General features: G+C 62.9%; 17 protein-coding genes, 1 tRNA gene and 1 pseudogene. 10 read left to right on the top strand and 9 right to left on the bottom strand.

Annotated elements, in window-relative coordinates:
• Positions 1-29 precede the first annotated feature (29 nt).
• A complete protein-coding gene (locus tag Q0139_RS05420; protein ID WP_298018611.1) occupies positions 30-2,009 on the bottom strand; it encodes a beta-propeller domain-containing protein in 1,980 nt (659 codons plus the stop codon).
• A gap of 206 nt (positions 2,010-2,215) precedes the next feature.
• Between Q0139_RS05420 and Q0139_RS05415 the strand changes: the two genes are divergently transcribed.
• On the top strand, positions 2,216-2,770 hold the full coding sequence (locus Q0139_RS05415) for a hypothetical protein (protein ID WP_298018607.1): 555 nt from the start codon (positions 2,216-2,218) through the stop codon (positions 2,768-2,770).
• On the opposite strand, the gene Q0139_RS05410 is transcribed toward Q0139_RS05415, so the two are convergent.
• Positions 2,767-3,399 carry a TetR/AcrR family transcriptional regulator gene (locus Q0139_RS05410; protein ID WP_298018604.1) on the bottom strand — a complete coding sequence of 211 codons (633 nt, stop codon included), beginning with the start codon at positions 3,397-3,399 and terminating at the stop codon, positions 2,767-2,769. The genes Q0139_RS05415 and Q0139_RS05410 overlap by 4 nt on opposite strands.
• A gap of 71 nt (positions 3,400-3,470) precedes the next feature.
• A complete protein-coding gene (locus Q0139_RS05405; RefSeq protein ID WP_298018601.1) occupies positions 3,471-4,211 on the bottom strand; it encodes a folate-binding protein in 741 nt (246 codons plus the stop codon).
• A gap of 40 nt (positions 4,212-4,251) precedes the next feature.
• Here Q0139_RS05405 and pyrC point away from each other — a divergent pair, with 40 nt between their 5' ends.
• Entirely contained in the window at positions 4,252-5,286 is a 1,035-nt protein-coding gene (gene pyrC, locus Q0139_RS05400; protein ID WP_298018598.1) for a dihydroorotase, read from the top strand.
• Here the strand turns inward: pyrC and rarD are convergent.
• Together rarD and Q0139_RS05390 are read right to left on the bottom strand one after the other, a co-directional pair.
• On the bottom strand, positions 5,283-6,194 hold the full coding sequence (gene rarD / locus Q0139_RS05395) for an EamA family transporter RarD (protein WP_298018594.1): 912 nt from the start codon (positions 6,192-6,194) through the stop codon (positions 5,283-5,285). The genes pyrC and rarD overlap by 4 nt on opposite strands.
• Before the next feature lie 256 nt (positions 6,195-6,450).
• On the bottom strand, positions 6,451-7,347 hold the full coding sequence (locus Q0139_RS05390; RefSeq protein WP_298018591.1) for a DUF1134 domain-containing protein: 897 nt from the start codon (positions 7,345-7,347) through the stop codon (positions 6,451-6,453).
• Between the two features lie 207 nt (positions 7,348-7,554).
• Between Q0139_RS05390 and Q0139_RS05385 the strand changes: the two genes are divergently transcribed.
• The 6 genes from Q0139_RS05385 (at position 7,555) to Q0139_RS05360 (ending at position 11,353) form a co-directional block, all read left to right on the top strand.
• Positions 7,555-7,647, top strand: a tRNA-Ser gene (locus tag Q0139_RS05385).
• 144 nt (positions 7,648-7,791) lie between these two features.
• Positions 7,792-8,940, top strand: coding sequence for a site-specific integrase (locus Q0139_RS05380; protein WP_298018588.1), 1,149 nt, complete (start codon positions 7,792-7,794; stop codon positions 8,938-8,940).
• Positions 8,924-9,604 (top strand): hypothetical protein, encoded by a 681-nt coding sequence (locus Q0139_RS05375; protein ID WP_298018585.1) that lies wholly within the window; start codon positions 8,924-8,926, stop codon positions 9,602-9,604. The genes Q0139_RS05380 and Q0139_RS05375 overlap by 17 nt, the downstream gene beginning before the upstream one ends.
• A 95-nt stretch (positions 9,605-9,699) precedes the next feature.
• Positions 9,700-9,876, top strand: a complete 177-nt coding sequence (locus Q0139_RS05370; protein WP_298018583.1) for a helix-turn-helix domain-containing protein — start codon at positions 9,700-9,702, stop codon at positions 9,874-9,876.
• Positions 9,876-10,235 (top strand): transcriptional coactivator p15/PC4 family protein, encoded by a 360-nt coding sequence (locus Q0139_RS05365; protein WP_298018581.1) that lies wholly within the window; start codon positions 9,876-9,878, stop codon positions 10,233-10,235. Before Q0139_RS05370 ends, Q0139_RS05365 begins: the two co-directional genes overlap by 1 nt.
• Before the next feature lie 143 nt (positions 10,236-10,378).
• Positions 10,379-11,353 (top strand): hypothetical protein, encoded by a 975-nt coding sequence (locus Q0139_RS05360; RefSeq protein WP_298018579.1) that lies wholly within the window; start codon positions 10,379-10,381, stop codon positions 11,351-11,353.
• Here the strand turns inward: Q0139_RS05360 and Q0139_RS05355 are convergent.
• Entirely contained in the window at positions 11,332-11,598 is a 267-nt protein-coding gene (locus Q0139_RS05355) for a hypothetical protein (protein ID WP_298018576.1), read from the bottom strand. The two genes, Q0139_RS05360 and Q0139_RS05355, sit on opposite strands and share 22 nt — an antisense overlap.
• Positions 11,599-12,063: 465 nt before the next feature.
• Between Q0139_RS05355 and Q0139_RS05350 the strand changes: the two genes are divergently transcribed.
• Together Q0139_RS05350 and Q0139_RS05345 are read left to right on the top strand one after the other, a co-directional pair.
• Positions 12,064-12,435 (top strand): hypothetical protein, encoded by a 372-nt coding sequence (locus Q0139_RS05350; protein ID WP_298018573.1) that lies wholly within the window; start codon positions 12,064-12,066, stop codon positions 12,433-12,435.
• A 363-nt stretch (positions 12,436-12,798) separates the two neighbouring features.
• Positions 12,799-13,671 carry a Hint domain-containing protein gene (locus tag Q0139_RS05345; protein WP_298018570.1) on the top strand — a complete coding sequence of 291 codons (873 nt, stop codon included), beginning with the start codon at positions 12,799-12,801 and terminating at the stop codon, positions 13,669-13,671.
• A 39-nt stretch (positions 13,672-13,710) separates the two neighbouring features.
• Here the strand turns inward: Q0139_RS05345 and Q0139_RS05340 are convergent, their stop codons facing one another.
• The 3 genes and pseudogenes from Q0139_RS05340 to Q0139_RS05330 all read right to left on the bottom strand — a co-directional run.
• Positions 13,711-16,023, bottom strand: coding sequence for a tetratricopeptide repeat protein (locus Q0139_RS05340; RefSeq protein ID WP_298018567.1), 2,313 nt, complete (start codon positions 16,021-16,023; stop codon positions 13,711-13,713).
• A gap of 573 nt (positions 16,024-16,596) precedes the next feature.
• Positions 16,597-18,609 carry an amidohydrolase family protein gene (locus tag Q0139_RS05335; protein WP_298018564.1) on the bottom strand — a complete coding sequence of 671 codons (2,013 nt, stop codon included), beginning with the start codon at positions 18,607-18,609 and terminating at the stop codon, positions 16,597-16,599.
• An 89-nt stretch (positions 18,610-18,698) separates the two neighbouring features.
• Positions 18,699-18,800, bottom strand: a pseudogene (locus Q0139_RS05330) (pseudouridine synthase); the annotation flags it as partial.
• Positions 18,801-18,903 lie beyond the last annotated feature (103 nt).

Genomic DNA, 18,903 nt, shown 5'->3' with positions numbered 1-18,903 from the left:
CGCTTTATGGTCCGTTCTCGCGGCTTTCGTCAATCTCCCGGAGACGCCTCCGCATCCCGCACGGAGGCCATGCGCGGCGCATAGTCGAGCCGGCCGATCTCGCCGATCTGCCCGTCCCGCATCCGTCCCTCGACGAGTTCGTAGCCGAGCAGCGCGAAGATGCGATTGCCGAGGAAGATCGGCCGCGCATTGCCGTACCAGTCGACGCAGCTTGCCTGGCAATTGTCGTCGACCACGCCTTCGACTTGGGCATCGAGCGTGCCGGCGAGGCTGAAGCGCCGGTCGTTGCGGCGCAGGAACAGCATTGCCGCCGAGGAACCGAGCAATTGCTGGAAACGCGGTTCGACGCGGCGCGAGATGGGAAGGCCGAGTGTTCCCGAAGCGCCGCCGCGCGATCCGGCATCGGGCCGGTAGAAATAGGCGTGGCTGCGCGATTCGCCCTGGCCCGCGGCGGGCATGGTGAAGACGTCGGCGATGCGCGGCGTGCCATCGAGCGCGATGGCAGAGAAGCCGAGCTTGTCGCCGGTTCCACTGCCGATCACGACGGCGTCGGCGCCCAGTTGCTCGATCCGATCGACGCCATGGGCGACGTCGATCTGCGTCGCGTCGCCGCCATCGAGCCTCGCCGCGAAAACGCGCGGCCGCCCTGCCCCGGCATAGGCGGAGAGCCGGCCATAGCCATAGACGATATGGTCGCCGACATAGCGGTTCTCCATCTCATAGGCGCCGCCCTCGACCACGCCGAAGGTACGATAATCGCCCGGTGCGACGTCGGTGCTGCCGTCGCCGAAATCGGCAAGCGCCACCTGGATCAAGCTGATCGCGCCGCTCGATCCGCGGGGAATTTCGATCGCGGGCGAATGGCTCGATCCGGTGACCAGTATGTTGAGGCGGTCCTGGTCCGGCTGTTCGAGAAAGGAGAACTGATCGATCGGCATCCCGCTCGCACCGATCGCCGAGGGCCGATCGCCGTCCAGCGGCAGGCGGTAGATATGCGCCGTGCGCTGCGCGTTCGCATCGGCGGTATTGTCGCGCGCCACCCACAGATAGACCGCGCTTTGCGACACGTAGAATTCGCGCGACCAGCCCGCGATCACGCCGGTCGCCGTGCAATCGAAGTTCTCGCTCGCCACATTGCAGCGGGTGACGCTGTGGAGCGTCGTCGCGCCGTCATCGGGATCGTCGAACAGGTCGCCGGCGATGAAGATCTGGCCCGGCCCGGCGATGCGTTCGAAGTTCTCCTGACCCTCGCCCGTCCAGCGCTTGACGCCCGGCAGCGCGGCGAGCGGATCGTCGCCGCCATAATAGAGGTTGAGCGGCGTGTAGAAGATGAGCTCGTCGCCGATCAGGCGCGAGGCGTAATTGTCGGCGCTGTAATAATCGTTCGAGCGCAGATGGTGCGCGTCCTCGAAGGTCAGCTGGCCGTCTGCGGACAGGCGGAAGCGGTTCACCTCGGTGCCGCCGCGCGGATAGCTGTAGCCGATGACGATGACACGGTCGCCGCGCACCAGCATCTCGTCATACCAGGATGAGCCGCCTGAAGCGCCGGGCGGGAAGGCGTCGATCGAATCGATGGCGCGCATCTCTCCGCCCGCGGTCGAGATGGTGAAAAGCCGCCCGCGCCGCAGCACGATCAGCAAATCGCCGCGCGACTTGACGATCCCGCCCTCATCGACGCCGGCCGTCTGGTTGTTGGTGATACCCTCTTCGGGGGCGGCATCTTCGGACGGCCCCGCCTGCGCGACGGGCGGCGGCGCGGGCATAGGATGCGCCTCCGCGTCCATCGATTCTTCATAGAGATCGGCTTCGGCCCGTCGTTGGCGTTGCAAACGTCCGAGAAAGTCCCGAAGTTCGTCTTCGGAGCGGAACGCCCGCAGCCCGTCCTCGCTGGCCGAAGCAATCTCGTTGCCGGATGCCGGATCGGTCGTGCAGGCCGGCAACAGCGGCGCGAGCCCAAGCGAGAAAAGGATCAGCAGGATGCGCGGCCGCGCAATCGACGAACGGATCATGATCACTCCCTCCAGCCCGATGTCACGCCATTGCATAGCATCGACTGTCAACGCGCCCGGCCGACGTCATCGCTTTTCGGTTGTGAACGGCGGATGACCGTGCCCCCGTTGACGCTCGGGCCGGGGCTGGCCACATAAGTGGCGATGAATGCCCCGGCGCCTCAATTGGCGTGCGCCCGAACCCCCGAAACCAACGGGAGATGATCATGATTCGCTCCACGCTCTCCGCCGCGCTTGCCGCGACGCTTTTGCTTGCCGGCTGCTCGGACGATACAGTGCAGCCGTCCGATGGGCCCGACATCGTGGCCTCGCCGGTCGAAGGCGCCGATGATCCGGCGATCGAACTGCTGACCGGCGAACCCGATGTCGGCCAATGGTTCTACAACGCCGATGTGACGGAGGATTACGGCCCGCGCGCGACCTTCGGGCAGCCGAACACCGACGGGGTCTTTACGCTCGCCTGCGATGGCGCGACCGGCGAGCTGGTCCTGTCCCGCGCCGGCGCGCTGCCATCCGACGATGCCACCGAAATGCGCGTCGTCGCCGAAAGCGGGCAAAGCCGCTACACGGCGCGCGCTTCGGAAGGCGAATTGCCCCGGATCGAGGCGCGGATGGCGCTCGACGATCCGTTCGTCGAAACGCTGGCCTTTATTGCCGAACCGTTCGGCATCCTGGTCGAGGGGGCAGAGCCGCTGCTGATGCCCGCGCCCGACGACAATCTGTCGCGCGTGATCGAAACCTGCCGCGGCCGGGCGAGCTAACTCGCCAGCCGCAGCGGCTCCGACTTCTGCACTTCGCGATCGCCGCGCAGCCCGTCGAAGATCGTATCGACGATGATCCGCAGGTTCTTCTCCGTCGCGGTCGGGTAGCGCATCGTCAGCTCCGGATCGCAATAGGGCTGGAGCATCAGATTCACCGGGGATACGAGCTGATCGATCGTCATTCCGGCGAAATAGCCGGCGCTGATCGCCTCGCCGAGGATAATCGCCATATAATGGTCGGCCAGGTCGATATAGCCCATGACCACGTCGGAATATTCCTCGCCCAGCGTCATGCACGACTGGAAATAGTCGGGATCCTCTTCGTATCGCGCGGCCTTGAGCGCGGCGCGGCGGGCGAAGAACTGGAAGAGCTTTTCACGCGGCTCAAGATCGCTCTCGACGACCTCGTCCATGATGTCGTTGAACGGCGCGAACCAGCGCTCGACCGACGCTTCGAACAGCGCATCCTTGTTCGGGAAGAAGCGGTAGACGTTAGATTGCGACATGCCGCACTTCGCCGCGATCTCCGTCACGGTCGGCGCGACGGGGCCGCGTTCGCGGATGATCTGCTCGGCGCAATCGAGCAGCTGTTCGCGCATCTCGTCATGATCGGTTTGCGGTCGGGCCATGGTTCTGCCTCCTGTTCGGCAATTCGTGTATCACCGTTATGAGACAGTTTTATGATAAGAGATAAAGAATATCAATTATTATTTTCTGATGCAGCGATCGCCCGCGCCTGCCAGTCCGGAAGCTCGAGCCCCGCCATGTCCTCGACACGGCGATGTTCGACCGACAGGCCGAGACCGGGATAGGCGATCCGCTGCCGCTTCTCGTCCGCCTCGCCCAGCGGGACGACGACCAGGCGGCGGTTGACCTTGTTGCGATAATGCATGCGGGCGGTGTTCTCCTGCCCAACATAGCAGCCCTTCTTGTAATCGACGCCGTTCAGTTCCTCGGCATTGCATTCGAGCCAGAGCGTCTTGTCGCTGCCGAGTTCGGCCATGCCTTCGGGGACGCCGAGCGAAAGCCGATGGGCGCGCCATTCGGCCGACGCATCGCCGCCCTCGGGCGCGGCGAGCCAGCGATGGCCGAGTTCCGGGAGGCGCGGGTCGACGGGTTTGCCGTGCGCTTCCTTCGCCCAATGCACGGCAAGACTGTCGTCGACGCCGATCTCGATCTTGCGTCGCAAGCGATAGAGGCTCAGCCGCTTCGCCAGATCACCCGCCGCCTGGGCTTCGCAATCGAGCAGCAAGTCGTCGCCATCGGACCAGACGAGGAAATCGAACAGCGCCTTGCCCTGCGCCGTCAAAAGGCCCGTCCAGACCGGCGCGTCTTCGCTCAGCCCGGCGATATCGGTCGTCACGAGCCCCTGGAGGAAGTCGCGGACATCCTCTCCCGAAAGGCGGATCACAGTGCGGTCGGCAAGGGTGGTTGCGGTCATGCTCTTCAATTAGGAAGCGACCCGTGCAAAGGGAAGCGCCGTGACCGAAACCCTCACCATCCGCCGCCCCGACGACTGGCACCTACACCTGCGCGACGGCGCGATGCTCGAAGCCGTGCTGCCCTATACGGCGCGGCAATTCGCGCGCGCCATCGTGATGCCCAACCTTTCGCCGCCGGTGACGACGGTCGAGGCGGCGAAGGCCTATCGCGACCGAATCATGGCCGCCCTTCCCGAGGACGCCGATTTCACGCCGCTGATGACCGCCTATCTGACCGACGATATCGACCCGGACGAGATCGCGCGCGGCCATGGCGAAGGCGTCTTCACCGCCGCCAAGCTCTACCCCGCCAATGCGACGACCAACTCGGCCCATGGCGTCACCGATGTCGCCAATCTTACCGCCGTCTTCGAGCGGATGCAGGACATCGGCATGGTGCTGTGCATCCATGGCGAGGTGACGAGCGGCGATGTCGACATCTTCGATCGCGAGGCGGTGTTCATCGAGCGCACGCTCGAGCCGCTCGTGCGCGATTTTCCCGCGCTGAAGATCGTGCTCGAGCATATCACCACGACCGAGGCGGCGCAGTTCGTCGCCGATTCGCCAGACACCGTCGCCGCGACAATCACGCCGCAGCATATCCGGATCAACCGCAACGCGCTCTTCGCCGGCGGCCTGCGCCCGCATGCCTATTGCCTGCCCGTCGCCAAGCGCGAGCATCACCGGGTGGCGGTTCGCAAGGCGGCGGTTTCCGGCTTGCCCAAATTCTTCCTCGGCACCGACAGCGCCCCGCACGACAAATCCGCCAAGGAGAGCGATTGCGGCTGCGCGGGCATCTTCAACGCCCCCTTTGCGCTCGAAAGCTATCTCGGCGTGTTCGAGGAGGAAGGCGCGCTCGACCGGTTCGAAGCCTTCGCCAGCGAACACGGCCCGCGATTTTACGGCCTGCCGCTCAATAAGGGGTCGGTGACGCTGGAGCGCGCGGCGACGGATGTGCCCGAGACATTGCCCGCAGGCGAAGAAAGCCTTGTGCCCTTCCATGCCGGCGAAACGCTCCGCTGGCACCTCCTCTAGACAGGCGCCGTCCGGACCGCGCGCCTCTTTCTGGCGGCCCGGTAATTGTCGGCGACGAAGATCGCGATCGCGGTCCAGATCAGGCCGAAACAGACGATCTGGCCCCAGTTCAGCGGCTCGTCGTAGATGACGACGCCGATGATGAAGGCGAGGCTCGGCGCGAGATACTGGATGAAGCCCAATGTCGTGAGCGTCAGCCGGCGCGCCGCGGCGGCGAACAGCATCAGCGGGATGGACGTGACGAGCGCCGCGCCGAGCAACAGCCCGACCGTCGGCGCGCCGAACCGTGCGAAATCGAGGCCTCCATTTCCCGCAAGCCAGATCAGGTAGATGACGAAGAGCGGCGCAAGGATACCCGTTTCGACCGCCAGCCCCTCGATGGCACCGACCTCGGTCACCTTGCGGACATAGCCGTAAAGCCCGAACGAGCAGGCGAGCGTCAGGCTGATCCAGAGCGTGTCCAGCGCGGACACGGCGAGGATGGAAACCCCCACCGCCGCCACGAAGATCGCGACCTTCGCTGCCGGCCGAAGCCTCTCACCCAGCAGCAGCGTTCCGAGCGCGATATTGACGAATGGGTTGAGGAAATAGCCCAGGCTCGCGGCAACGATATGCTCGGTCGTGACGGCGTAGATATAGACGAGCCAGTTGATCGCGATCAGCACCGCCGACACGGCCAGCGTCCCGATCAGTCGCCCGTTCAACATCGCCGCGCGCAAATGCCCGATCCGGCCGATCAGGGCCAGCAGCAGGAGCAGGAACGGCACCGACCAGATGATCCGGTGCGCGACGATCTCGATCGCACCGACATGATCGAGCAGCTTGAAATAGATCGGTACGAGGCCCCAGACGAGGTAGACCCCGACCCCGAACGCATAGCCCGCCCTGCTGTTGCCCTGCTGCTCCATGGGCGCGGCGTTACGCGCGCGGCGAAGGTGGCGCTACCCGGAAATTGTTGTGAAAGGGATAGGGGATGTTTTGAATGTCAGACTCGACCTATTGGTCGAGCGCCGCACCAGCCCGCACCCCCACCCGGCCTCCCATTCAGGATACTAATGTGGGAGGCCGGGCGGGGGTGCGGGCTGGTGCGGCGCCTTGGCGATAGCCAAGGTCTGACAAGTCAAATCGATTGCGGCGACCTCGCACTAGCGAGGTTCCGACAATCTAGAACGGCAACCAGCGTCTGTTCCGGCTGAAATTCATATAGCCGATATTGGCGCCCAGCCGCAGGCCCGCACCGACGCGGATCGGGATCAGCACCTTGTCGCCCGAGCGCAGATAGCTCGCCGTGACCCCGCCGATGAAATAGGCATCGCCCTCGACCGCGGGAAAGCGCTGGAACAGCTCGTTCGTGTCGTAGAGATTGTAGACGAGCACGAAGGTCGACGCGCCGTTCGCGCCGACATCGAAACCGATCGACGGGCCGGTCCAGTAGACGGGCTGTTCGCCCTCGACGCGGTGGAACAGCGTGCCCGATCCGTAGCGCAGCCCGAAGATGAAGGCGCCGCCCGCCTCGCGGCCGATGATATAGCCATTCGGCTCGCCCTGCTCTTCGAGGATGTTCTCGATCATCCGTGCCAGCCCTTCGGCGCCGTCGCCGAACAGGCCGCCTGCGGCCGCGATCAGATCGTCGCGCTGATAAGTGGTCTCGCTGCCGGCGGGAGCGGCAGGGTTGGTCGCGGTCGTCGCGACATTGGTGCCGGCCGATCCCTGATAGGGGTCATCGCTGCCGTAATTGCCATAATCGTAGGTCTCGCTCGTGCCGTAATCGGCACCGGTCTCGTTGCCCGGGGTGTCCGGCGGGATATAGGCTGGGTCGGCGGCGACCGTCGTATCGGCCTCGGTCGCGGCGCCCGCGTCCCAGCCATAATCGCCGCCGGAATCGCCCGTATCGGTTTCGCTGCCATAGCCGCCATAATCGGCGTCGCTAACGTCGCTGGCGGCCGGCGACTGCATCGCCATGTCCGGATCGACACTGTCGATCTGCGAAAGCGCAGGAGCGGACCCGAGCGAAAGCGCGCCCAGCGCGGCGATGAATGCGAATAAGCGTGATCTGGCCATGAGCCGTCTCCCCCGAATGAAGCGGCTCATTCTAAACGCCTTGGCCGAATCCGGCGCAATCGCGCGCGGGACGAGCCGAGTCGATTGCGCGCCGAAACGAGTCGCGCTGGGGATTTTCGCGCTTTTCGCCGCCGATCGACGGCGAATTGCCAAGCGATATTGATCGCTTAACCGGGCATCGCTATAGGCGCTTGCTCGGCTCGGCCAGGACACGTGGGTGAGTGGCTGAAACCACCGGTTTGCTAAACCGGCATACGGGGATTACTCGTATCGAGGGTTCGAATCCCTCCGTGTCCGCCAGCCCAGCGCTCACCTGTATCCGTCGATATCCGCCTTTTCCACTGAAATGCTGGAATAATTAATCCACTGGCAGCTGTTGCCATGCATTGACGATTACCATCAGCCGACCCATGGTGTGGGTATGAATGTTGGAATGAGGTTGGCGTGACAAAGCTGACTGTCACACGGATCAAGTCGATCAAAGCACCCGGCCGGTACGTCGATGGCGCGGGATTGATGCTCAATGTCACCAAATCGGGTTCTAAAAGCTGGGTGCTGCGAGTCCAGCATCACGGCCGAAGGCGTGATTTCGGTCTCGGCTCGGAACGCGACGTCACGCTTTCGGAAGCGCGCGACGAAGCCCGCCGGCTTTGTCGGATGGTGCGCAAAGGCCTCGATCCGCTGGCTGAGCGGCGCAAGGAGGCATCGCGCAATAAGACGTTTCGAATGGCTGCAGTCGATTATCATAGCGCCCATTACAAGACCTGGAAGAACGGCAAACATCGCGACCAGTGGATCAACACGCTTAGATCCTACGCCTTTCCGCGCATCGGCGACATGACGCTCGATGTGATCGATGGTCCGATGATCGTCGATGTGCTCTCTCCGATCTGGCTGCAAAAGCCCGAGACCGCGCGCAGGGTCAAGCAGCGCATCGGCGCGGTACTCGACTTCGCCCATGCGCGTGGTTGGCGCGCGAGCGAGGCACCTATGCGTGCGGTCGCGAAGGGGCTCCCTTCGCAACCGAAGAAGACCGGCCGGTTCAAGGCGATGCCTTATGCCGATGTACCGCGGTTCGTTACCAAATTGCGCGAAATAGAGAGCTTTGGCGCGTTAGCGCTTGAGGCATTGATTCTTACGGCCTGCCGTTCCGGCGAAATCCGGGGCGCATGCTGGGACGAGATTGATCTCGATGCGAGGCTCTGGACGATCCCCGCCGGCCGGATGAAGGCCGGGCGGTCGCACGCCATTCCCTTATCCGCGCAAGCGCTCGACCTGTTCAAGCGCGCTGCCGCACTGCGCATTGCCGATACGCAGCTGGTGTTTCCAGGGCAGAAACGCGGCAAGGCGCTTTCCGACATGACCTTGCTCAAAATCCTGCGCGACCAAGGCGAACCATACACGGTCCATGGGTTCCGCTCTTCGTTTCGCGACTGGGCCGCTGAGTGTTCCGACCAGCCGGGAGAGGTTGCGGAGGCAGCGCTGGCGCACACCGTGCCCAACGCGGTCGAGGCCGCCTATCGGCGTACCGACTTTCTGGAGCGGCGACGTGGGCTCATGAACGATTGGGGATACTATGTCGGCCAGCGATGACGAAACGTTCGATCCTGTGAAACATCAGGGAGGAGTTCGCTTCCATTCGTCGCTGCATCCCAAGCTGACACTCAGGCAGAGAAAGGCATTGAATGCCCTGCCGGATGTGCTTGTGCTCGTCAAAATTGTCGATATTTGCGGAGCGTGGTCAGAAGACCGGTCCAATCGCGCAAAGCTGTTTGCGGCGTATCGCGCGCTTCGATCCGTGTTCACGCGAGAGCAAATACACTTACTTGAGAATTTGACCACCGACCGACTGATGTCGTCAAAATGGAAGTTGGAGTTTCGGAGACGTCGGTGGAGCGAACTTCGAGCGAAAAGACGCCGTGAAATGAATGAAGAGAGGCTGATCCTCAGAGCCGCGGCGGTGTCGTCGTACATATTGACCCGGCTTCGCGCTAACGATGATAAAGAGCGCATTCTCAATCAAATCGAATCGGAAGAGATCGAATTTCCATCGCTGCGAACCGGGTCAGGCTGGACCAATCTTAAATCAGATGTGGCGAATACGGCTTACAGCCTCGGGCGCAGGATAGCTCGTGACAACGGATCGTTATTTGCGGCGCTTTCTAGCGACCAATGCAGCGAGCTTGAATTAAAGGGATTGTGCGATTTCACGGATGACGAGATTCACCAAATCGCTCCCTATCGCTCGAAAGGGTAAAACTTAAAAAATTCCCTACCCTTCGAGGGCCAGCTCGCGCCTCCTATCCGTTTTCGACGCCGCCAATAGCGGCGTGTGAACAACGGAGAATCACCATGGAACCCAAACTTTTGTCCATTGCAGACACCGCCAAGGTGCTCGGGGTCGGGCGCAGCAAGTTGTACGCCGTGATTAACGACGGCGATCTTGATACAGTTACGGTCGGCCGCCGCCGGCTGGTGACGGTGGCGAGCATCGAGCGGTTCGTCGAACGGCTACAGGCGGCAGCGTAATGAAACGTAAGGTAAAAGGCCCCGGCGCGGCTGCAACCGCGACCGGGGCTGAAGGTGTCGGTTTTGCTAACGCGACCATCCCTCATACCCCAAAGCACGAGCGGAAGGCCAGTCCATTCGGCCTGCCGCCCGATCCTGATGGCGAACGCGATCACGAACAGATCCTGGCGGTATGGAAGAAGCCGGGCCGCAAGAACATTTTCGTGATCGTCGGAATGCGCGAGTTTCACGGTCGCAAGCGTCTCGACATCCGTGAGTGGGTGGATGGAATTCGCGCCACGGGACACGGGATCAGCCTCTCGCTTGCGGACGCCAAAACGCTCCTCCTGGCGCTGCAGAGCCTCAACCAAGAGGAGTAGCGGAGCGGCGACCGTTGGTCGGCGCTCCGCTTCATCCTCGCCCTTGTTTGAAACTGGCGTGCGATTTCGGTTCTGGTGGCCAGCAAGCCCCTTTTGAAATCCACGTCCTCTTCGCAGAAATCAGCAGAGTTGGAGAAACTGGCATGGCGCATGCTAACCTAGGGAACCGAGTCGAGTACTCGGCAAAATCGCGTCCGGTGGTCGTCCGGGCGGCCGGCACCGGCCGCGGCGGGGCGCGGAACTTTGCCGACCGGCAATCGCAGTCGATCAAATCGTCCACGGCCGACAATCTTCGTCAGGCAGCCCGGTTCGCTTCGTCGATCGGCCTGCCCCTCAACCGCCACATGACGATCAACCTCGAAGCTCTTGGCGTCGCGGATCACCGGGCGACCGAGGCGATTTCATCATTCATGAAATCGTTTCGCGAATGGCTGAAGCGACAGGGGCACAACACCGCCAGTATCTGGGCCCGCGAACGCTCGTCCCATACCGGCTCGCACCTCCATCTGCTTTTCCACCTGCCGCCCGGCGCGCAGCTCCGCAAACGTCACCTTGCCATCCTGAAGCGGATCACCGGCCGGCGCTACAAGACCGGCTGCGTGCTGACCCGCTCGGTTCGCGGCGCCTCCGGCGCGCAAGGATGGGAGCTCTACCTGTCGAACATCGAACGCGTGGTCGAATATGCGCTCAAAGGCGAAATGAAGGATCGTGCCGGTGCCTTCAGCCGGCCTCGCAGTCCTCAAGGTGTTATCATAGGAAAGCGAGCCGGTACGTCTCAGAATATCGGTCAAGCAGCACGACAGAAGTCTAGCTGGGTTGGTGACAGCTTCGACCGGTCGAAGCCGCTGTATGTGCGCGGGACATTTGACAATATCAGCGTCGCGCTAGTTTGCCGCATGTTGGCAGCGACAGACACACGTACCTGCGCGGCGACGACCATCCGTGCGACGCACTGCATGCGCCGTACGCAAAACAACCTTGCATGGACGAAACATGGATGGGTCACAGACCGCAGGAGAGAACCTGCGCAGACCTGCTGGACGATTGAAGTTCAGACAGGATTTGGCGGACCATTTCGGGAGCGCGAGTTCGCGGACTATGATCGTCTGAGCATATGATCGAGCTGCGCCGTCGCGATGAACTGGATGACGTCTTTCCCATCGGCCGGGTCGGTGGGCCGCCAATGCGGCCCACAATGGTCGGCAAGGCGCTCGAAGTCGACGGCTCGGAGCATAACCCCCGTCCGACGTTCGGGATCGATGTTCGGATCGTTGAGCGCCCAATCCAGGAACATGACGGCCAGCGCATACATCTCGGCGTAACTCAGCAGTGAAGCCATCCGCTCGGCGTCGATGCGGTGCATCTGAAGCGCGGATATTGGCGCAAGGACATGTGCGTTATCAGGCATCGGCACACCATAGCATCTTTATGCGGCAGGCCGTAGTCGACGCTGTCGCTCGGAGGCCGTCGGCGGACGACCGACAGAACATAGTAAAACATAACTTTTTACAAGGTTTTTGAGCCATTCGCGCTCGCCGGGCTTCCGGCACAAAAGGGAACGGCCAATGAGATTCCGGGCCGCATTTATCCTGGTCTCGACCGTTCGAGCATCATTAAGCCATGCCCAAAAGCTGCCCGACCGCTTCCAGCGCTTCTGAAAATCCATTCCAATGTCAGCCATTGGGTGGAAAGCGGACGTCCGCGTTCGCGAACCTGTTCTCGACGGTACTCTTTCAGGTGAACTTGCGACACCGCCCGGTTTTTTTTGCGTTTCCGCTTGCATGAACGTGCCTGACCGTCTCTTTGTGAATTCAAGGGGGGATCGAAAATGGCAAGCTTCACATTCGTCGATCAGGGCATCTACTCGTTCAGCGGCGATACCGCGACGTTCGTCGCCGAAGTCAACGGCACGAATACGATTACAGACAACGAGCCGGACGGGACGTTCGAAGTCGGCGATACCATGTTCATCGGCGGGTCGAATGTCGGCACCTTCGCTGGCACGATCATGCTGGCCGAAGGCGCGCCGGCGGAAACCTTCGTCGATCATGTCACGCGCCGCCGCTTCGACAATTTCGCCGAATATGAAGCGCTCTATGGCGACGAGGCAATGATTGCCTCGCTTGATATGCCGCGCGTGTCCGCCGCACGGTTGGTGCCGCAACAACTTCGCGAGCGGCTGAGCAAACGAGCCGCTTGAGGTGCATATCGCCTCGTCCGGTAGCCAGCCGGGCGATTGACACGCTGTCAGGAAAGCGATCGAGAGTATTTCGCGCTCCGGTACAGCTCAACCCCTTGGACAAGATCAGAAAATTTTTGCGCCCGTTCTTGCGTTTGGGTCCCGGGCCGTTAGCCTAGGCCGCGATTCGGGGAGCGGCGTAGTGCATGTTGCGGCTCCGGGTGACGACTGCAGCCAAGATGACAAGTGCGTCGGACTGGTTCTGGGTTGTCCTCATTCGCGTATCCGAGCGCGACCCCGATCATTCAGAGTGCGCGGTGGCCTGCCGCGTTTTTAGAAGCGAGCGCTGACGCGCTTGCTTGCGCCAATTTCAAGGGGGAATACATGGCAACCTATTCGGTCAGCAGCACCGGCGAGTATCTGAGCACGTCGCGTATCGGCACCAATGAGGACAATTTCGTCATTACCGACAATGACGGAGGTTCGGTCTTCGAGAACGGGGAGCTGATATTCCGCAATGGCATTGCCATCGGGAATTTCGGTGGAACGATCAATATCAACGGCCAGATCTGCATTGTGGTATTTTCGTTTAGCGGTACCAATCTTGTATTTTCTCCCGTGCCCAGCGCATCCTTCGGTGGTTTCCCTCCCTCAATAAACTTGGCAACGGTCAACCCCGGCGATTTCACGGTCTGCTTCGCCGCCGGGACGATGATCGCAACGCCGGACGGCGAATGCGCGGTCGAGACGCTCGCGATCGGCGACATGGTGTTGACCGCCAATGGCAAATCGGTGCCCGTCAAATGGGTCGGCCGACAGACTGTCAGCAAGACGTTTACGCCGAGCGAACGCTTCGTTCCGGTGCGGGTGAAGGCGGGGGCGCTCGGCGGCGGCTTGCCGAAACGCGATCTCGTGCTGACCGCCGATCACGCGCTCCTTATCGACGGGATGTTGGTCAACGCCGGCGCGATCGTGAACGGAACCAGCATCGCATGGGAGCCGTTCGACACGCTGCCCGAGAGCGTGACCTATTACCATGTCGAGACCGAGGCGCAGGACATCATCCTGGCCGAAGGCGCGCCGGCGGAAACCTTCGTCGATCATGTCACGCGCCGCCGCTTCGACAATTTCGCCGAATATGAAGCGCTCTATGGCGACGAGGCGACGATCCCCTCGCTCGAGATGCCGCGCGTGTCGGCGGCGCGGCTGGTCCCGCAACAACTTCGCGAGCGGCTTGGCATTAGGGCCGCCGCATAGAGAAACCTTGGCGCCGGCCGGGTACCCCGCCCGGCCGCGTCAGCCTTCCGATAGCTGTTCGAGCGTTTCGCGAAGGACGCGGGGCGTATCGTCGCGCGTTGCGTTCCAGTAGGACGCGCTCGACTTGTAAGACAGTTTGACATGCGGATGGACGTGCCGCCGCAGGTCCGACCTTTTCCGCAGGCAGAAGCGAACCGGCTCCCCGCTTTCCCGCGCATCGACAATGTGCCGGGCCGCGACGCGCGTGATCAGGCCTGGCCCCGTCTTGGCCCAGGTTGAATCGTTCTCGCGCGCGAGGATCGAGGCGAGCGCCTTTTCGAGCGCGAGGCCGATGACCGGATGTTCCGGCGCGCCGCAGATTACATTATTCGAGATCGCGCCCATCGGCTCGACGAACAGGATGAGCCCGGTGGCGCTGCGCGTCAGCATATCGAGATCGCCCGTCAGCCTGTCGTCGGCATCGGCATAAACGCCGCCCAGCCGGTAGAGCAGGCACAGGCGCAGCAGGTCGCACTGTTCGGCGATATTGTTCGCGATGCGGAAGGCGCGGACATGGTCTTCGCCGAATTCGTCGCGCAGGAACGCCTTGGCGCGTGCCTTGTCGAACCGCTCATAGTCCCAGCCCCGCGCATCCCCCCAACTCGCCATAAGCATCTCGACCTCTTCGGGCGCGTCCGGCGTATCCCAATATTGGAGGACACGCCGGGGAATGGTGCGCGGGGCATCGCGGGGCGGAATGGCGAGGACCGGCGCAGAGGCCATTTGCTGCTCCACAACCTTCATGGCGGGATAGAAGAAATTGTCGATATCGCGGTCCGGCTCGGCTTGGCCGAAATGGGCGTGGATCTTCATCTCGTTGATCATCTGGCCGAGCTGCGTCGTGCGGAAGGCCGTCGCGCTCTGCGGGCCGGGACCATTTGCGGACACCAGCGCGGGAATCTGCGCCTCCGCCTCCTCGAGCTGGCCCAATGAGAGCGCCATCCGCATCATCTGCATCGGTTCGGGCTGCGGTCCCTCGGTTCCCGCCATTTCGCTGGCGAGTTCGGCAGCATCATGTTTGCGCCCCGCCTCGAGCAACACGCCATATCGCACGTGGGAAAGCGACGCCCCGTGCCGCATCTCTAGCCGATCGACGGCCGCCAGGGCTTCATCCTCGCGTCCCGTCAATATGCAGGCACGCACGAATACACGGCCAATTCGCATTGTATCGGGCCATTGCCGGCGGCACGCGCGAAGATAGCGATAGGCCAGCTGGCTGGACCCCGCCTCGATCATCGCTTCGGCAACCAACCGCGCCTCTTCGGCCGAACGGCTGGGCCCGGTGGACGTGCGCAATTCCTTGAAGGCCGCGTCCGGGCCATCGAGAAGGAGCGCGCGGGTCTTCAGAAACCGCAGGCGATCGCGCTCGACGATGCGCGCGGCGATCATGTCCCCGACACTCTTGGCCAGCGCGCGACGACCGATCCGGTCGGCAGTCTTGAGCAACAAGACCGCCGCCGGGAGCGGCAGGGGATCAAACTTTGCCATTCGCGCGATGGCCCGCGCGAATATGTCATCAGCCCGGCGACTTTGCGCCAGATTCGCGAGCCGGACCAATGCGGCACTGTTCAAAGTGTCGATCCCCTGCGCCGCCAGCGCCATAGCCTCCTCGATCCGTTCGGTGCGCGACACGCGGGACGCCAGCTCGCTATAGGCCATGGCAATAACAGGGCGGTGTTCGGGGGCCACGGGCGGCTCGTCCGCCAGACACGCCTCCTCAAGAAGTACGAGCGCCTTCGCGCCATCGCCGATCGTCTCCAGCGCCTCGGCGAGTCCGCTCACTGCTCGAACGTTTCCTGGTTCGTCCTTCAGGACACCGCGAAAGCCGGAAATGGCATTGTCTACCTGCCCTGTGGCGAGCCGCCCCTCGGCAAGGTCGAGGATTGCGTTCGGGTCGCCGGGATCCAGCGCCATCAGCGCGTCGAACGCCGCCACCGCCTCTTCGGTCCGGCCCAGCCGCCGCAGCAACTCCGCCCGCCGTCTGGCCAGCTCCGTGTCGCCAGGAAAATGCTCACCCGCCTCGTCGCACAGACAAAGAGCCGATTCGACATCGCGGGCCTGCGTCGCATGCACGATCCGCGCGATCCATGCGGGTTTCCGGCCCGGGTCAAGCGTCGTCACGCGAGCGTACACGGCATCGGCTTCGTCCGGAGCGCCGGAGGCACGCAATGCCGCCCCGAGACGAGAAAGAAGGTCGACATCGTCGGGACTCTCGCTCAGCAATTGCGCAAGCAACGACGAGGCGGCCTCGGCATCGCCTTTCTGTAACAACGCTGCGGCCTTTGCTTTGAGCGCGGGCAGATATGCAGGCATCAGTCCGAGCGCCGCTTCCGCTTCCGCAAGTGCACGCTCGGAGTCCCTAGCTTCCAGGGCTTCGCTGGCGCGCGCCAGGTGACCGTGAACATAATCCTGTGGCGCCCCAGCCCGGCAATTTCCTTTATCGCTCACTTCAAGCCTTCGGTGCATCGGCTGGCACTCGTTGCATAGCTATCGTCTAACTCCCTTCGAATTATGGGGTGATCGCCCGTCGCGCTCTGTCCGAACCTGCTCGATAGCCTCGACTAGCCAATGTCCGCAAATGGGTCGTCTGCTGACCGGCCGGTTTAGGCTGGCGATCCGACACAGCAGCCTGACCGGTCTTCGGCTCAGCGCTAAGCGCAATTGGGTTCCGCTTCTGAGTGGGTTGCGGACTGTCAGCTTCCGGCCGTTAACGCGCCAAAGCCGACATTCAGCTCGTAGGATTGAGCTCGCCATACGCTCCCGCCAGCAGCCGCCAGGCGAGCAGCATCCGCAGGATTGATTCGGACCGCGGCTTTGGCGGGACGCCGGAGCGCTTTGCCCTAGACTGACAGCACCATTACCAGCCTCCTTAACGACCGGCCGGGATCAGTCCGCTGTCACTTCGCTCGGCGCTTCCGCAAAGGGGCGGATACCGAAATTGGGATAGATCTCGGACGGGAAATAGACGGTGCCGTTGGCGACGACCATGGCGATGCTCTTGATCGCCGATAAGTCCTCGAGCGGGTTGCCCGGCACCAGGAAGAAATCGGCATATTTGCCGCCCGCGATAGAACCCAGATCCTCGTCCTGTCCCAGATATTCGGCCATGCCGAGCGTCGCCAGCCGCAGCACTTCAGGCGCGGTGTAGCCGGCGCGTTCGAACAGTTCGAGCTCGCGGTGATAGGTGAAGGAGCCGCCCATATCGGTGCCGGGCACGATGAATATCCCGCGTTCGCGCATCATCGAAATCGTGCGCACCACCTGGTCGAAAGCGCCGCGATAGCGCTCGTCGGCCCCTTCGGCGGAAACATCGGCCCATGCCTCGCGCAAGCTGCGCTGTTCACCCACCGGCATATGATCGTAGATGTCGACGAATCCGGGCGAAATTTCGCCGTTGCGGCCGAGCAGCAGGCTTTCATGGATCGCGATGGTCGGATCGATTGCAACGCCGTTCTCGGCCATCATATCGAGCGTGCGCTGCACCGGCGCGCTCGACAGGTCGAGCGCGGGCAGGCGATCGAGTGCCGTCAGCCGCAGCAACGTACGCGTGTCCTCTTCGGGTTCGAGCACCCAGCCCAGCATCACCTGGTTGATATGGGTGAGTTCGTCGAACCCGGCCTCGATCATCGCATTGGCGTTCGAAAAGGCCGGGACATGACCGGCGACGCGCAGGCCGAGGCGGTGCGCCTCCTCGACCAGGGCGGGTGCCCATTCGGGTGTCATTGAGTTGTAGAGCTTGACCTGATGATAGCCGCGCGCGGCATACCAGCGGACCTGATCGAGCGCCTCCTCCTCGGTCTCGACCAGCTCGCCGGTCTGCGAGCTGAATTCGCTCATCCCCTCGATAAAACCACTGCGGGTGATGCGCGGGCCGGCGATCGTGCCGTCCTCGATGCGCTCAATCAGCCCATCGAGCACGTCGTTCTCGTTCCCCATGTCGCGCACCGAGGTGACGCCGGCAGCGATATTGAGCAGCGCCACGTTCTGGGAAATATGTCCGTGCATCTCATACATGCCGGGAACCAGCGTGCCTCCGGCGCCGTCGAACACCGTCTCGCCTTCGGTCGCCGGCGCGTCGTTGGGCTGCACGCCCGCGATCCGTTCGCCGTTCCACACGACGGCGACGGGTCCCTCACGCGTCATCGTTTCGGGCTCGAAGACGTAGACGTTCCGGACGCGGACGGGGCCTTCATAATCGTGCGCAGCCTCGGCCTGGATGCGAACGAACCGTTCGGTCGAAAGCTGCTGCGCATAGTCGCGAAGCTGCTGGTCGGCGGCTTCGTAACCAGCGCGGATGATCGCGAAACGGGGACTGGCGATCGCGAAAAGGTCGCCATCGCTATCGAGTGTCAGATAGCTGGGATTGAGATCGAGCCCGCCCAGTTCATAGGTCGTCGCTTCGACGGGGCCGTCCGCACCTTGGAATGTCGCCGTCGCATGCGGCGTCAGCGTCGCCGTGCCGCCCGGCAGCACGGGCATGGCGCGATCTTCGTCGGCCAGGAGCAGTCGCGCCAGCATCGCCGCGGCAAGCGGGCTGCCGCCTTGCGGGACATAAAAGCGCGCCTCGCTAGCGGGCGCCGTGCCTTCACCGGTCGCGTCGCGCCAGCGGGCCCCATCGGCGGTCAGCGTGAATTCCTCGTCAACCGGGTTGCCGAAGGTCGTGGCGCCTTCGATTTCCCAGCGCGTCGGGTAACCGGCATCATCGGTCACGATTGTCTCGGCGATCGTCGGGCCGCGGCCGTTATTCTTGTAATCGTAATCGATCGTGATCCGGCCGGGATCGACCTCGGCGATCAGGTGGCCGACATCGTTGCCGCCGGTCAGCACCCGGTACTCCTGCCGCTCCGCCATGGCTGGCGCGGCGAAAAGGATCGAGACGAGAACAAGGCGCTTGAACATTGGTTTCCCCTGCATCTTTGGATCGCGGGCCTAGGAAGCGGATCGGACGATAGGCGTCAATCCCGTCGGTGAAACTCTGTCGCGTCCGATCAGGCGTCGCACCACGCGCCCGGCGCGATTCCGTCAAGCGCCCACTCCCCTATTTGCCAGCGGACGAGCCGCAGCGTGGGATGCCCGATTGCCACGGTCCGCGTAGTCATTTTCACTGCACCCCGATACGCTTTTATCGGTCAACAACCTCGCCGCATTGTATCGTGAGCAGAGCCGGTTCGCCGAGGCCGAACCTCTCAACCT

It is taken from the genome of uncultured Parasphingopyxis sp. (assembly GCF_937129435.1).
In the GTDB taxonomy this organism is placed as follows: Bacteria; Pseudomonadota; Alphaproteobacteria; order Sphingomonadales; family Sphingomonadaceae; genus Parasphingopyxis.
The sequence above is the reverse complement of the archived record's forward strand: the minus strand, read 5'-3'. Positions and strand labels throughout refer to the sequence as shown.